This is a genomic window from Novipirellula artificiosorum, assembly GCF_007860135.1.
GTDB lineage: Bacteria > Planctomycetota > Planctomycetia > Pirellulales > Pirellulaceae > Novipirellula_A > Novipirellula_A artificiosorum.
Map to the genome: position 1 here is coordinate 188,905 of NZ_SJPV01000008.1, position 15,560 is coordinate 204,464.

Annotated in this window: 12 protein-coding genes; 3 read left to right on the forward strand and 9 right to left on the reverse strand. The window is 55.4% G+C overall.

Annotated features, from left to right (window positions below):
* Positions 1–36 precede the first annotated feature (36 nt).
* Together Poly41_RS21185 and Poly41_RS21190 are read left to right on the forward strand one after the other, a co-directional pair.
* Positions 37–1,323, forward strand: a complete 1,287-nt coding sequence (locus Poly41_RS21185) for a Gfo/Idh/MocA family protein (RefSeq protein WP_146528736.1) — start codon at positions 37–39, stop codon at positions 1,321–1,323.
* Between the two features lie 48 nt (positions 1,324–1,371).
* A complete protein-coding gene (locus Poly41_RS21190; protein WP_146528737.1) occupies positions 1,372–1,824 on the forward strand; it encodes a hypothetical protein in 453 nt (150 codons plus the stop codon).
* 58 nt (positions 1,825–1,882) lie between these two features.
* Here the strand turns inward: Poly41_RS21190 and Poly41_RS21195 are convergent, their stop codons facing one another.
* From Poly41_RS21195 to Poly41_RS34230, 4 genes are all read right to left on the reverse strand, one after another.
* Positions 1,883–3,418, reverse strand: a complete 1,536-nt coding sequence (locus tag Poly41_RS21195; protein WP_197231495.1) for an outer membrane protein assembly factor BamB family protein — start codon at positions 3,416–3,418, stop codon at positions 1,883–1,885.
* Positions 3,419–3,514: 96 nt separating this feature from the next.
* Positions 3,515–4,819, reverse strand: coding sequence for a glycoside hydrolase family 27 protein (locus Poly41_RS21200; RefSeq protein WP_146528738.1), 1,305 nt, complete (start codon positions 4,817–4,819; stop codon positions 3,515–3,517).
* A gap of 29 nt (positions 4,820–4,848) precedes the next feature.
* Positions 4,849–6,651 (reverse strand): SLC5 family protein, encoded by a 1,803-nt coding sequence (locus tag Poly41_RS21205; protein ID WP_197231496.1) that lies wholly within the window; start codon positions 6,649–6,651, stop codon positions 4,849–4,851.
* 76 nt (positions 6,652–6,727) lie between these two features.
* Positions 6,728–7,966 carry a hypothetical protein gene (locus Poly41_RS34230; RefSeq protein ID WP_197231497.1) on the reverse strand — a complete coding sequence of 413 codons (1,239 nt, stop codon included), beginning with the start codon at positions 7,964–7,966 and terminating at the stop codon, positions 6,728–6,730.
* 278 nt (positions 7,967–8,244) lie between these two features.
* On the opposite strand from Poly41_RS34230, the gene Poly41_RS21210 reads away from it, so the two are divergent.
* Entirely contained in the window at positions 8,245–9,726 is a 1,482-nt protein-coding gene (locus Poly41_RS21210) for a uroporphyrinogen decarboxylase family protein (protein WP_146528740.1), read from the forward strand.
* Between the two features lie 168 nt (positions 9,727–9,894).
* On the opposite strand, the gene Poly41_RS21215 is transcribed toward Poly41_RS21210, so the two are convergent.
* From Poly41_RS21215 to Poly41_RS21235, 5 genes are all read right to left on the reverse strand, one after another.
* Positions 9,895–10,542 (reverse strand): hypothetical protein, encoded by a 648-nt coding sequence (locus Poly41_RS21215; protein WP_146528741.1) that lies wholly within the window; start codon positions 10,540–10,542, stop codon positions 9,895–9,897.
* Positions 10,539–12,722 (reverse strand): serine/threonine-protein kinase, encoded by a 2,184-nt coding sequence (locus tag Poly41_RS21220; RefSeq protein WP_197231498.1) that lies wholly within the window; start codon positions 12,720–12,722, stop codon positions 10,539–10,541. Before Poly41_RS21220 ends, Poly41_RS21215 begins: the two co-directional genes overlap by 4 nt.
* Before the next feature lie 154 nt (positions 12,723–12,876).
* Positions 12,877–13,500 (reverse strand): hypothetical protein, encoded by a 624-nt coding sequence (locus Poly41_RS21225; protein WP_146528743.1) that lies wholly within the window; start codon positions 13,498–13,500, stop codon positions 12,877–12,879.
* Positions 13,501–13,594: 94 nt separating this feature from the next.
* Positions 13,595–14,398, reverse strand: a complete 804-nt coding sequence (locus Poly41_RS21230) for a hypothetical protein (protein ID WP_146528744.1) — start codon at positions 14,396–14,398, stop codon at positions 13,595–13,597.
* Positions 14,399–14,680: 282 nt separating this feature from the next.
* Entirely contained in the window at positions 14,681–15,553 is an 873-nt protein-coding gene (locus Poly41_RS21235) for a thiazole synthase (RefSeq protein ID WP_146528745.1), read from the reverse strand.
* Between the last annotated feature and the right edge of the window lie 7 nt (positions 15,554–15,560).

Sequence of the window (15,560 nt, forward strand, 5' to 3'; positions counted from 1 at the left end):
TCAATAACCTACCCGAAATTCTTGGAGCAAACTACGATGAAGACCACCCGCCGCACGTTTTTGGCATCCGCTGCCGCCGCTGGCACCGTCGCTGCGATCACCCATCGCGATGCCGTCGCCGATGAAACGTCCCCGTTGAAGATCGGCGTGATTGGCGTGGGATGGTACGGCATGGTCGATGCGAAAGCTGCCTTGAAGGTTGGCGGAGTCGAGATTGTCGCAATTTGTGATGTCGATCGTGACCACTTGACGAAGTCAGCGGATGAGCTTGAGAAACTGCAAGGGAAACGGCCTGCGGAGTATAAGCTCTACGAAGAGATGCTGGAAAAAGCGGAGCTCGACGCCATGATCATCGGGACGCCGCCTCATTGGCATGCCTTGCAATTGCAAGCAGCGCTGGATTATGGGCTGAACGTTTACTGCGAAAAACCGTTGTCGTACGACGTTCGCGAAGGCCGGGCGATGGTGGATGCCGTCGCAGCCAGCGGCCAAGTGGTTCAAATTGGTTTTCAGCGTCGCCAAAGCAAAGCGTTTCAACAAGTCAAGGAGTACATCGAGTCAGGAAAAGCGGGCCGGATCGTTCAGGCCGAGGTTCAAATTCACTATAACGCTGGTACCGGCGACGCAACGCCTCAAGATCCACCCACCTCACTCGATTGGGACTTGTGGTGTGGTCCCGCGCCAAAAATCCCCTACAGCCCCCAGGTGGGGCACAAGAAATGGCGGCTGGAAAAGACAACGGGCCACGGTCACATGGTCGATTGGGGCATTCACAACCTTGACGCGACGAGGATGATGCTTGGCCTCTCGATGCCGAAACAAATCAATGCATCTGGTGGTCTCTACCAATACGCAGGCTCCATCACAACGCCGGATACGATGACGGTCAACTTTGAGTTTGATGAGTTACCGGTTGTATGGCGGCATCGATTGTGGGGTGCTACCGAATATGATGCGGATACGACCAATGGCGTTTTTCTGTATGGCGAGAAGGCGACCATTTTTGTTGCCGATCAACGCTGGGTGGTGATTCCCAAAGGGAAGTCGGCCCCGCGAGAAGTCAACGAAGTCAAAAGCGATATGGGAACGCTTCAGATGGCGAACTTCTTGGCGGCAGTTCGCGGTGAAGAAGAGTTGGCATGCCCGATCATCGAAGCCTTCAAATCAACGGCGATGGTTCAATTGGGCATGATTGCCTACGAAAGTAATTCCGTGGTCCGTTGGGACGAAGCGTCCGAGCAAATCGTCAACAATGAAGCGGCAGCGAAGTTGCTGAAACGTGAGTACCGTGAACCATGGAAGCATCCCCACGTCACCTCGTAGGGAACGATCCGAACAGGCATTTCGGTCGACCGCCTCGGCGCAACGCAAATGAACGACATCAACCCTTTTGAACCTTCGCTCGAACAGGCGGATGCCGAACTTCACGACGAGTCAGCGTCGGCATCGAGGCAACGCAGCCTGGTGGCGTTGTACGTGCTTACCGCGGTATGTGGCGCTGTCCAGGTCGTGACTTACGAAAGCTCGGCGATCCACTATCTGTTCTCGCTATCGATTGCACTTGCGGCAACGAGTTGGGCGGTTGCGGATTCGCGGATTCGAGGTCGACGATTCATTGGAATCCTGCGAGTTGTCTATCTGCTTGTTTGGCCCCTCGCTTCACTCGTTTACTTGCTGTTGACTCGAAGACTGCGAGGGTTGGGATGGTGGGGACTCAATGGAGCTGCTCTGTTCGCTACACTGATGTTGACGTTTTTCTCGATGTACTTCTTGCTTCTTGCGATCGGACGATTGGACCTGGTTGATCCTACGCTGTTTGAATGAACGCCAACGCCTCGCAGCCATTCCCTTGACGCGTGCTTGAGAACCCTTTCACCGGATGCTATTTCTGTTCGATGGCATACAAGCGTTTGAGCGTGGCAACATACAGCACGCCGTTCGCCGCGACGGGGCTGGTGTGAATCGGTGAATCGAATTGGATGTGGGCGATAGGTTGCTTCACTTTGTCGGCAGCGAAGATCCAAAAATCACCGGCGCGCGTCCCGACGTAGACCTTTCCGTCTGCGACGAGCGTCGAGCCCCACACTTCGCGTCCAATATCCTCGGTCCAGTAGGCTTCGCCGGTTTCCGCATTGATGCAGTGTAGCTTTCCGCCGCAATCCGCTACAAAAACCATGCCCTTGTAGACCGACGGCGTCGAACAGACGTGTTTTTCGAGAGGATAGGTCCAAAGACGCGCAGAGTGGGTGACCTCGCCTTGCCCCGTCGCATCGACGCAGACAAGCCAGGCCTCGTTCTTCCCCCACCAAATATCACCTCCATAGGTCACGTACAATCGCTCACCGTCGAGAACCGGCATGCTTTTGACGTTACTTGGGCTCACCTTGCGATTCCGCAAAAAGCTGTGGATATCCTGTTTGGGAGCCTCGGGGTCGCAATCGAAACGCCATGGTCGTTCCAATGCCACAGGTGCCGACGGGCCGCCACGGGGGTCGAGTGCCTTGAAGCCGTACAGGATCCCGTCACCGCCCGCGAAGAAGGCAAGCCTTTGGCCATTGATCTCGCCCATTGCAGGTGATGACCACGTTGAATGAAAAATCTGAGGCCCAATCCGCTCGACATCTTGTGCCACTAAGCGTCCCGTGGATTTGTCGAGCACCACCAAACTGGGTGCTTCCGGCGAACGAATCACTTTGTGCGTGTTGTCAACGCCGTTACATGTGTTGACGTAAAGATTCTCACCATCTATCAGCACGCTGCAGTGGGAACCGTCATGAGGATAGGATCCGACTTCGGCAAGCAAATCAAACATCCAAATGATGTCCGCATCGATGCTGGTCACATCCATGGGTCCGGTGTCAGAATCCAGCGATACCATGTGCTTGCCTTCATCGAGATAGGGGCCGTCGTTGCCGTTCGACTGACCATGCAGGTCGAGGCACACCACCTCAAAACGATTCGTCATCGTGTAGACACGGTCTCCTTCGATCGTGGGTGGAGACGACATGCTGATGTTCGGCCAATCTTTGAAGATGTCGCCACCTTCGATGCGGGGAACGACCAATTGCCAATCCATGCTGCCGTCCTGCTCGTCTAAGCAGAGCAGCACGCTGCGGTCCCCCACGTGTCTGGGGTCGCGCGGTTCGGCATTGTTGGCTCCAATCAAGACTTTTCCAGACGCGATCGTAGGCGAACCATAGCCGTGGGTCCCGAGCGGCGCGGACCACTTGATGTGATGACCTGTTTCCGGATCGAAATCGGATGGCAAGCCCGTTTCATCCGACACCATGTTGCGAGAGTGGGGACGCCCCCATTGAGGTTGATCTTCGGCCCGCCCGACCAGGGCGAAAGGGCTGAGCGAACAAATCGACGAAACAAGCATCACTCGGAGACTTGCAGAGCAGAGCAGCCAACGCATGGTGGGGAACCCCTTGAAGGTGGCTCTTCGGTGGTTGCGAAAGAGCGGTAGGAGGGCAATCGATCGGGTCAACGATCAATTATAGCGACTCGTTTCTTAAAGGGGTACGCGGATCAACCGGTACAATCCAGCTCCGTGAGATGGGATTTCCATCGAGAAACGGTCGCTGTGTTCTCCCAAATCGGTCCCAGACCACAGATCGCGGACACGATGATTCCCCGACAAATTCTCAGCCGAGAATTCGAATTCGACGTCGAGGTCGGTCTCGGTCAGGTTGAACAGCGCAAGGTACTTGTCGCTGGTTGCGGCATCATCCGCGATCCAGACCACATGAGCGTCATCGCGGGCCACTTGGTGGTTGTTCAAGCTCTGTTGGTTCACCGCGATCACTTCGGGATTGCTGATCAGCCGTAGCGAGAGTGGATCACTCTCCGGTAAATGCCCTCCGAACATCAGCGGCGATCGAAAGATGCACCATAACGTCATGAGCGTGAATTGTTCCGCTTCGGTGAAGTTCGTAAACCGAGGTTCTCCGACCTCACCGCGAATCCCCACCCTGCCCAGTGGCAGCATGTCGGCATCAGGCCAATGTCCAGCGGTGACATAGGGAGCCCAAGCCGCACAACGATCGAACTGTTTTTCGAGCGCCGACCAATCGTCCCAAAAATCAAACGAAATACGCCACATGTTCGCGTGGCGGCGAAGATGATTGGCATTACAGATTCTTGCCGCACCGGGCGACAAACTGAGGGCGATGGGACGTTGGGTCTTCGCGATTGCCGCGGCCAAACCTTCGATTTCATCAGTATGGTACGGTTCCTTGTTGCCTTCGCCATCCCAAGAATTCATGTCGTCCGCCTTGATGAAGTCAACATCCCAGGACGCATAGAGTTCCGCGAGCGAGTCGTAATAGGCTTGCCCGCCAGGACGAGTCATATTGATGCCGTACATGTTCGGATACCACAAACAGACATCCGTCGGAACGGCAACGTCGGCCGCTGTCTCGGTGCTGTTTTTGATAGGCGACTTCCGATCCGCAGCTTGCCATGGCAAGCCACGCATGATGTGAATGCCGAATTTGAGCCCCAGTCGATGAACGTAATCTGCCAGCGGCTTGAATCCGGCGCCACCCGCAGAAGAGGGGAATTTCTTAGGATCCGGAATCAACCGCCCGTAGTCGTCGATCCGCTGATCGAGCCCGAAGGTTTTGTAGGTGTCGGTTCGCGCGTCGGGAGCGAACCAACACAAATCGACGACCACGTATTGCCAACCCAACTGCTTCAGATGCTTCGCCATGAATTCAGCATTCTGACGGACATCCTCTTCGGTCACGCTGACCCCAAAACAATCCCAACTGTTCCACCCCATCGGTGGCGTCGCGGCAAAATCACGAAGGCTCATCGATATTTCCTATCCCGATTTCCGGGCGTTTACAGCACAATACTAAACAACACAACAAACCCAATCATCGACAGCAGGCTAATCGCCCACCATAGCGTGACACTCGAATACCAATGATCGCCGAGTCCACCACCGAGTCGCAATTCCTTCCAGTTGAACGTCAAGTCATCGGAAACGTTTTCTCTCGGCGGTGGTGCCGTGATCATTGCCGATACGGCGCAGACCACCATGCACAGTGCCCAACAAATCATGCCTTGGTTAGCAAACGGGATCATCCAAGACGGCAACGCGAGCCAATCCGGTACATCCGCCCAGCCAAGCAATTGCTCCTTGAACTCCAAAACCTTCAGCAAAATCGCGAAGACGAACGTCACGATACTTGCAACCAAGGCATCCGTGCCACTGACTCGACGCCACAATGCTCCCAATAAGAACGTTGCAGAAAAGGGGGGGGCAAAGAAAACGTAGAGTGCTTGGATCCAAATGAACAAGTTCACTTTGGTAACCGTTGCCAGTAAAATGCCAACCAAGATCGAAATCGCCAGGATCACAGCACCTGCCACTTGGCCGACGACGACTTCTTCCTTCTCGGTGGCGTTCTTGCGAAAGAACATTTTGTAGAAATCCATCGTGAAAATCGTCGACGTTGAATTCAGCACCGAGCAAACGGTTGATTGAATGGCTCCGAAGAGTGCGGCCAACAGCACGCCTGTTAGGAAGGTCGGCACCAGTTGTTTGATCATCAAGATGTAAGTGGCATTCACCGCATCGCTTTGCTCACTAAAGCTGCCTTCCATCAAAAAATCAGGCTTCATGGCGAAGAAGATGAGTCCAGGGACCACGACAATAAAGGGAAGAAGTAGTTTAAGGAAACTTGCGAACACCATTCCCATTCGAGCATGGTACATGTCTTTCGCAGCCAACACTTTTTGGATCATGTGCTGGTTGATCACCGTGTACCACAAACCAATGTAGAAGAAGCTGAAGACCCAGTGCGTCCAGGGATTGGAATAGTGATTGATGGGCTGTAGCACGAGCAATCGGTCATAGCCATCGCCCGCCTCGGCGCCTTGCAGAATGTTTGGCACATTTTCGCTGATCCAATCGGCTGCCCAGGGCACGTCACCGCGATTGACCTCCAACATTTTGCCGACACCCGCAATCATGCCATCACCATCGCCGAGGTGGACCAGACCCAGGTAGGTGACGCTTAAGCCCCCGCTAATCATTACCACGATGGTCAACACGTCCATCAAGGCGATCGACTTCAATCCGCCCCAAATGGCCCAGATCCCTGATGCAATTCCGATTACGATCACGGCGGTAACACGGTCAAAGCCAAACAGCTCCACCAGCACCAATGCGCCACCATAAATGACTGGCCCCATGAACGCGACGACATTTACCAACAACGTCACCGAGGCGAAGATGAATCGCATCGATTTGTTGAACCGTTTTTCAAGAAATTCTGGCGCGGTGTAGACCTTCGACGTTAACAGATAGGGAATAAACAGCCAAATCAAAAAACTGAAGGCGATGACCGTGCTCCATTCCCCCGTTGCAACGCAGATCCCATAGATGACGGCGGCGCCAATCAGCCCAATAAAGTGTTCGGTCGAGATGTTTGCAGCAACATAAGACGATCCAACGACGTACCATGGCAAGGAACGGCCCGCCAGAAAGTAATCGGCGGCCGTCTTGTTCTTTTTTCGTCCCGCAAAGTAGCCAATCAAGCAGAGCCCGAAAAAGTAGCCGAAGAAGGCCACGTAGTCCCAAGAGGTCAAGGAGAACTCGATCGCGGCGAAACAGGGCAGGGGCAGCGGAACAGGCATGGTTCGGAGATTCGATGAGGGAGGAGGGATTGGCCTTTCGACTGCAACGGGCACGTTGAAGCGTGAACTCCAGCGATCACTCTTTGAGGGTTGCCGGCAAGAAAATATCGCCATCGGCGTCTTGCATCTCGAACTGTTTCGAAATCTTGCCGTCGGAAAGTCGCTTGTGTGGCGTATCGAACGAGAACACGGCTTTCTCATTTCCAAAATGGTTGTACACCACCACGCCACCTTCAAACGATCGCTCCGCGACTCGGTTCTTTGGCATCTTCTTGCGTACGCAGTCGTTCAAGGGGCGTCCTAAATCGACGTTCCAAAAGTCGTACCAGTTGTGCAAGTGATCGGGGGTCTTCAAAGGGTTGGGGTCCGCGTACAAAAGGTAACCGTTGCTGTGCGTCAATCCCAATGTGGTTGCCGCTCGCATCCGTCGCAAATCATCACGGGATCCCCAAACCTCTAAGCAATTGATTTGAGGATTCTGGAAGTGTTCTTCAAAGAAGATCAATCCATCTCGCAGGTCATCCCATGAGGTGTAAAACGACGCCTTCGGTGCTCCGGGGCCATTCGGGTTGCATTCCATGAAAGAACCATTGATCAGATCCTTGTACTCTTCTCCATCTTTGACATCGTCGTGGATGTTGACGATGATCAAACCGTCTTGCCCAATCTCGGTTCGTACCCTCTTGATCAGGTCCAGTCGACCGTTCCAATCAAGCATGATGCCGTCGTAGACACCTGAATCGAGAGCGATTCGGCATTGGCGGGAAACGTTTGCGCGAAACGCCTCATTTTCGTAGTCCAGCATGAAGTAAGGTTCGGGGCCCCCAAGCCAACCCTCGACGCGGGTGCCGTTGGGATGGCGTTTCCAAAACGGGCTGTCTTCGGGTAGAAAACTGCCCGGCGCATCGCGCCATCGAACCTCCAACAAGAAAGCCATGTCCGGGTTCATCTTGAGCATCGCGGCGCGATTCGCAATCGCCTGTTGCTGACTCTCGGCGGTGAACCCCGTCGCCAATCCACCATGTTTGTGGTCCCAAACCGCACCGAGAACCAACTTCACGCCGTATCCGAGTTGGCTGACCGGCTCTTCCCAAATCAGGTCGTGCTTCGCGGCGGCTTTCAAGCGCTCCTCCAGTGAATCCTGTGGCCAGGAGGGCATGTCTATCGGGTTCCAAGCCTGGAAAACCGAAGGAAACGATTTTTCGGTCACGCGATGGCCAACGGATCCAGGTTCGGGCGGCCCCGTTTGAGCAAGCGATGCGGACGCCGTCAAGGAAAAGAAGATGCCGGTGATCCAGAGGAGTGGTTGCTTCATGTTTGAATTCCATGGGATGGATGAGGCAGGGGACGCGGCGGGGTACCCACCGGATTCAACGGCGTTGCGTCAACAGGTCATTTTTGAGCGAACGGGTCTCAGGATAAGGCAGCTCTCTCATCGCAACAAGTCAATATTGCGCAGAAAAATGTCATGAATGCGGAGCGATTGAAATGCGTCACGACGCGTCGTTACTTGCTTGTCGAGATCGCATCCGATACCTTTGCTTGTTCCCACCCCTGAGCGTTGCGAGCTGAATCCCCAAGAGGTCCCCCGCCATGAACGCTTCGAATGACTTCCGTGCAAGCGAGGGTTTGCACGCCGCCTCGAAGGCAACCCTGTATGCGGAACGCTTTGCCCGCTACACGACGGCGATGCGGAACGAAATGCCCGATCGTGTTCCGATTCGACCGTTTGTCGCCGAGTTTACCGGCGTCTATGCAGGCTACAACTGCCAAGAACTCACACACAACTACGAGAATGCGTTTGATGCAGCTTGTCAATGCGCGTCGGGATTTGAGTGGGACGCCGTGGTTGCCAACATGGTTTACGTCTGGACCGGTTTAGCGCAATCGATGGGACTGAAGTACTACGCGATTCCTGGGATTGATATTCCTGCCGAAACGGGCTTTCAGTATCGGGAACCGAAGCAAGACGATGCGTTCATGAAGGCGGACGAGTACGATGCCTTAATCGAAGATCCCACCGGTTTCCTGTACAACGTCTGGCTGCCTCGCGTTGCGGACTCGATTGTGCCAATCGGACAACCGAGCACGACGCAAAACAACCTGGCTTTGGTCAAGACCGGGATGGCGATGATGCAGTACTTCACAGCGTTTGGGCCTCAAGTCGATCGATTGCGGACGGAGTGTGGCACCGTGTCGGCGATCTCAGGCATTTTGAAGGCTCCGATGGACATTCTGGCCGACAAACTGCGAGGCTACTTGGGATTGGTGGACGATCTGTTCGAGCGTCCCGAAAAAGTCTTGGCTGCTTGCGAGGCGTTGGCACCGCATCTTGGTCATGTGGCGAAGGCGACCGCGGATCCGAACAAGGGTGTTCCGGTGACGATCTGGATGCACCGCGGTGGAGTTCCGTTTGTGTCACCCAAAATATTTAAGGAGATCTATTGGTCGACGCTCAAACCGATCATCCAGGATCTCTGGTCCGAAGGGTTGCAAACGTTGTTTTACGCCGAAGGCAGCTGGGACTACCACCTCGAATCGTTCGCGGAATTGCCCGATCGCAGTATCATTTACCATGTAGATCAAGGAGACATTTTCAAGACGCACGATGTCTTAGGCGATAAATTCTGCTTGAGTGGTGGTGTGGCAAACACGCTGTTGTCGATGGGGACGCATGACGAGATCCGTAAGCGTTGCAAGGAGATCATCGATCGTGTGGCCCAAGACGGTGGCTACATCATGGACGCAAGTGCCATCGTGCAAAACGATGCGACGGTGGATCGAATGCGTGTAATGACCGAGGCGACACTTGAATATGGCGTTTATTCGCGCGGTCATAGTGCCGCCGAGTTGAAGGCTGGTGGCCCCAAGCCGCTAGCCGAAGATGCAAAACCAGGCACCTTCTTGCCGCCTCCCCCGGTCGGCCATCTGCAACCGGGCGAGTGTTTCCCGTGGGACCAGAAGCGTTTAGAGATCGGTACCATCCAAGGCGATGAAGCGATCTGCAAGCAAACATGGCAAGAAATGGATGCGCTGAGCAATATGTTCATCTGGCAATTGCTACTGTCGTTCTAAATGCGACTTTCATTCCGTCGCATCGATTAAAGAACACGCGCCTGGCGGACCGTCAGCATTAAGTTTTGGGGTAGTGGATTTCGCCAGAAATCCGTGACTCAATTGTTCTTAGGGACTTCTGGCGAAGTCCACTACGTCCCGAGTCGCAGTTTTAACCTTGACGGTCCACTAATCTGCCGAGGGCTTGATGCGTCGGCCCACCATTCCGGTAACGACGGATCCAAGGACCAAGCAGCAGAGCCCTCCGGCAACGGTCACGCCCATGACGGCCAGTCGATCGCGAACTTGAACCTGTTTCCAAGCTTTGCGAATGTCGGCTTTGGTTTGTGGGTCGAATACCAATTCGGTCGCGTGCTCGTGCAGCAACAGGTCCCCTTGGGTCACTTCGCCATCGTAAGATCGCCGCACCAACTGCTCATCAATCCATCGGTCGGTGACAGGGAAAAAATCGAACTGATTGCCGGCGTCCACTAATCCGCGAACGTAGGTTGACACTGCGGCGTGCTGCATCAAACGTAAATCCTCTTCACTCTGCTGGACGGTCTCGGCAGGCGTGGAAACCACCACCCAACGGTCGACCGAGCCATCGCGGGTCGGCGGATCGCCAAGCCAATCAGGGCGGTCCTCGGGATAAGTGATTTGGTCCAACGGGGCGACGGATAGCTCCACCGATTTCGGTGTTTCCTGGGTGACCGCATCGACCGCCTTGGCTACCGAAGAACCCAACAGAGCGATCATCACAATCACGATCCAAGGCAGATCGCCACGCAATGGCCGACGTAACTCTCGAAAAAACGACTCGAAAAACGGACTCATACGACACCTCCTGCTTGGCCAATCGGCTCGCTTGCTGGCGAGGAACCGGGTGTTGACGGTTGCCGCAATTTGGAACGTTCCGCGACGGTGGATTTTCGGGTCGGGTTGATCCAAGGTGCCGATAATTGGATCGCGATCGCGATACCGCCAGCGACTAACATGCCCGCGGGCTGCGGAATTGGCAACACTTGATGGATCGCCCATTCGACGACCACGGCAACGGCGACGCCCCATAAGCTCAGTCGTCGCCGCCGTAGCGGATCGACGGGCTTCCACCACCGCAGTGAAGCGAACAACAACGCAAAGTGTGCGACCATGGCCGATGCCCGAGGGATTTCATGACCCATGTACAAGGCTTGAGGTAGCGTGGTCGAGTCAATCTCGCGGGCCAATCCAACATCGAGCGGCAGCATCAAGAACTGATTCACAGCGTAAGCCGTAACGCCGACGCCAGCGCCAATCCCAGCGAGAGCCACTCGTCTTGGCAAGCTTTCGCCCTCGTCGCGTTCCCACAGTTTCCCGAGCCCCAAAATGGCTAACGAGGCAATCATCACGATCGCCATGATCGAGCCGTAGGGGGCGAGGGTGAAGGCATCGACATCACCACTGCGAAGCCCGATCACACCGGCGCCAATTCCGAGGACCAACGTTGTCAAGATGGCTGTGATCCACGATGTGCTGAGTTCCGCAGCGCGATGTATCGTATGCTTGGCTCGTAGATCGGTTCGCATGTGAGCACGCCACTGCGATCGTGTCAGCGGTCGGCTTGGAACCGCGTGGGCAGAGGCCAGCCGTTGCGCCTGAGCATAGGTGGGTTGTTGGCTGACGTGTAAGATCATCTGCCGCACGATGTAATACGGAACATAGATGAATCCGATGAGGGTCAGCAGAGGTAATAACCAATGGGTGTTGATGATCAAAACGAACACGGCCACCAGCATCAAGAATGCTTTTGCCCCGGGCGAATGATCGAGCGATTGCCACCATCGCTCCAAATCGGAAAGGCTATCCCGAACCGCTCGTGCAAACGGTTCATCCCGGTGTCGGGTTTGCGGGCCCCGGTTCGGCACGGCTGGATGCGTTGGAAGCGTGGGGGTAACGACGGCTGGTTCGGCGTGACTCGGATCGGCCACGTCTTTTGTGGCACGATGTTCTCGGGCATTAGCGAGGGTCGCTTGAATGGGCTCTTCGATCGCGTTGCTCCCCCGCGGCTGGATTCCGATCGCGTTAGCGCGGCCGGGCAAGGCAACTCCGATGGCGTCGGTCATTTCGACAATTCGCTGGTACCGTTTGGCCGGATCCTTTTCCAAGCACTTGGCAATCACCGTTCGATATGGCTCGGCAATGCGAGATAAATCAGGGCTTGCCGTCATGTGTTTGACGATGATCTCGTGGCAGCTTTCGCCGTCGAAAGGTACCGTTCCCGTCTGCAATTCGTAGAGCACGATCCCGAGAGCGTAGATGTCGATTTCGCGACCATACTCACCGCGACCGATCTCAGGTGCCATGTAATGGAACGTGCCGACACTTTCCGTGTGACCGCCGCGGTGCGATGCAGAAATGAATTTGCTGAGTCCGTAGTCACCAACCTTGACGATGCCTAAATCGTCGAACACATTGCCTGGTTTGAGGTCGCGATGAACCAATCCGGCTCCATGCAGATGATCGACTCCGGCCGCGATCGCAGTGAACCAACGCCGAACTTCGGGTTCCGTAAGACCGTTGGGGGATTCGTCGAGAACCTGTCGCAAGTTCTTTCCAGCGACATACTCCATCACCACCCAAGCTTGGTTCGACTCGTCGCGGCAAATGTCATAGAGCGCCACCAAGTTCGGATGCTTTAGATTCAGACAATGGGAAACGCCACGCAGTTCGACATCCAGGTTGCGTTGGATCCGTTTCAAGGCGACTTCTTTGCCCGCGTCGCTGACCGCGAAATAGACCTCGCCAAACCCACCGATCCCGATGCCACGACGTATCGTGTAACGGGGCAAGGGGGTCGATCCGGGAGGATAAGCAAATGACATGGTTTTTGAGTGTGGACTCGCCTGGCTGGCGTGGGTTTCCTCGAGTGACGGTGAGCCGCTTCGACTGGCCGAAGCGGCGGTGGCCAAAGTGTCGGGGGCCGGCGCGACGCTGGATGGCTTGGCATTTCTTAGTTTACCGAGAAGAGCAGTCATGATTCGATGTTTCCTCGTCGAAAAACAATGATTTGAGGCATCCGGCTGTTGGTTCCAGGCACCATGCTGGTCGCGGGCGGGCGCGACATATCGGCCGGAATCGTTTTTCCCGGCATTTTTGCTGCGCCAACCCATGCGATTCCCAAATGCTGTGTTATTCGTCTTCGAAAGTAGCTCGTTCCAACATCATGGCGATCGAACCAAATTTGGCTCGCTCGCCAAGCGGCAAAACCCGCAATTCTCGGTCGGCAACCGATTTTGCCATCCAAACGTCGTCGCGCCGGGTCATCACGACTTTGTCGGTTTCCGCCATCCAATGCCCGCGAGCGTGGCAATCGTTCGTGGATCCCACCAACAACGCCTGCTCCGCCAAAATCACGGCGTCGACGTGACCGGTGAACCGGTGGGGTGGGCGAAGGGTCAACACACCGGTCGGGCTCAGCGGACTCGGTTGAACCAGGTTCATTTCCGCTGCCCCGTCAATCGGCAGCGATCGTCCGCTGCTGACCGCAATCCTGTCCGTCTTTTGTCCTTGCGACCAAGCTTGCCAAAAAAAACAGTCCTCGCTGCGTGAGAGGGTTCCCGCGTGGCTGGGCCAATCCGTGGCAACGCAGATGTCGGTCTTGGTTTTCTCTCCGTTCGATGAAAGCCCGCCAAGCCGACCGGTTGGCCCACCCACAGTCCAGCGGTCGCCACTGAGGATCAGGAATCCTCCGCAGCCATCGACCCAAAGCCTCCAACGATTCGCTAGAGGCTTTACGGTAATTTGTTCGTCCATCACTGACACGGAATCAGCCTTTTCGGGTGTCAAGCATTGGGGAATAAACAACGGTCGTTCGCGGAAAAGGGAGTCGCCCTTTTACCGAAAACGCTCAGTCAAGCTGGATCGAGACCAGTGAATCGGCCTTGTTGTCTTGGCCAAAGTACGAGGTGATTTCATCGAGCAGGTTTTCGTCGCTCGGTTCGTCCAGGTCAATTTCGCCAAAGTACTCCACGTCGACGCTCATCGTCTCTTCGGCCACGTCGATGCGTGTTGCGATCTCGTCGAGCAGGTTTCGCGTTTGTGACAATTGGCTGTCGTCGAGCGACAATTCGCTGCTCGTTTGAGCGACTCGGAGTGCTCCAAGACGGGCTTGCAGATTCTCGACCTCGACTTCCAATTGACGTTTTGCGTTCAACATCGCATCCATCCGCTCGTGAGCTGCGCTGAGCGTCTGCTTGCGAGCGGTCAACATTTGGTCCAACTTTTCCGCGGTCGCTTTCCGCGTTTTGAAGCGTTTGAAGCGATTGTTCAAGTCGCTTTTGACCTGAACCGACGTGTAGGTGCGACCGGCGTAGGTGTAGACGGGGCTGTCATTTCGAAGATCGTCGCTGAGTCGTTCGATGTCCGATTGCGTCTTGGCTAACCGCTGTTCGGTTTCGTTTCTCTGGGTTTCCAATCGCGCGACTTCGACTTTCTCCATCGCAATGCGCCGTGCGTTGACTTCGATTTCCGGTTTCAAATCGGCAATCATCTGGCGCGCACGTTTCAGTTCCCATTCCAAGGGCATCGAATCCGACGCCGAGCTTCGCAGCCAGTTCACGCCGCAGCGGGCGTAGCTGAACAACGGTGTGCCCATCGCCATGGTGGAAAGCAGTGCAGCAGCACCACCAGCAAGAATCATTTTTTTAAACATCGAGGAGTCTCCCCTAAGAACCAAAGTGGCTGATCGAGCGGAGCGGAGTGCCCATTTGCATCCACAATCCAACCCATACACCCAATGATTCGCAGGGAATTCCCGATTCTTGGTAAAGATTTCAAAAAAAGATTCTCTTGCCGACCCTGAGAACCTATCCGAAAAGGGGTCTGACCCTTTGTCGACCGACGTTTCGATTGCTCAACAACTCGTTGTTTTCCAATGGAATCGCTACCGATACGCTCAGACCAAGAGAGGGTCAGACCCCTTTTCGGATAGGTTCTAAGGTTGGACCTTTTCGCTGCCGTAGGGACGGGTGCTAATCACCCCTTCCTCAGGGCTGCTGGCGCTACCGTAGAGTTTTCGCGGGATACGGCCCGCCAAAAAGGCTTCGCGGCCGGCAATCGCCGCATGTTTCATCGCTCGGGCCATCCGCACGGGCTGTTTCGCGTAGGCGATGGCCGTATTGAGCAGCACACCGTCGGCGCCAAGTTCGAACGCTTCACTCACGTCGCTCGCCGTACCTACCCCCGCGTCGACAATCACAGGATAATCCGGATCATCCTGTTTCAGGTATTCCATGATGATTCGAAAGCTGTTGGGATTGAGCATCCCTTGGCCGCTGCCGATCGGGCTGCCAGCCGGCATCACGCTGGTCGCACCAGCCGCCTTAAGCTTTTGGGCCGTGACGGGGCAATCATTCGTGTAACACAACACCTTGAACCCTTCGGCGGTCAACTCTTTACAGGCAGAAATCGTTTCGACCGGATCAGGCAACAGCGTCTTGCTGTCACCGAGGACTTCCAATTTGACCCAATCTGCACCTGGATTGCCGAGCGTCTTGAGGATTTCACGTCCCAATTTTGCGGTCCGAATCGCATCCTCGGCCGTGAAACAGCCCGCCGTGTTCGGCAGCAACGTGTAGCGATCCAGGTCAATGAAATCGAGGATGTTTTGGCCGAGCCGATCGTACAGCCGCTCGCGGCGAACCGCCACGGTGACGCACTGGCTGCCGGATTCGGACAGCGAATCTCGCATCTGCTCCATCGTGTCGTAGCGGCCGGTTCCCACGAAAAGCCGACTGGTGAACGAGTGGCCCCCGACGGTCAGTGTGGAATCAGGTGTGCTGAGATCGGTTGGGGGGGAGGTAGCCACGGCGGAA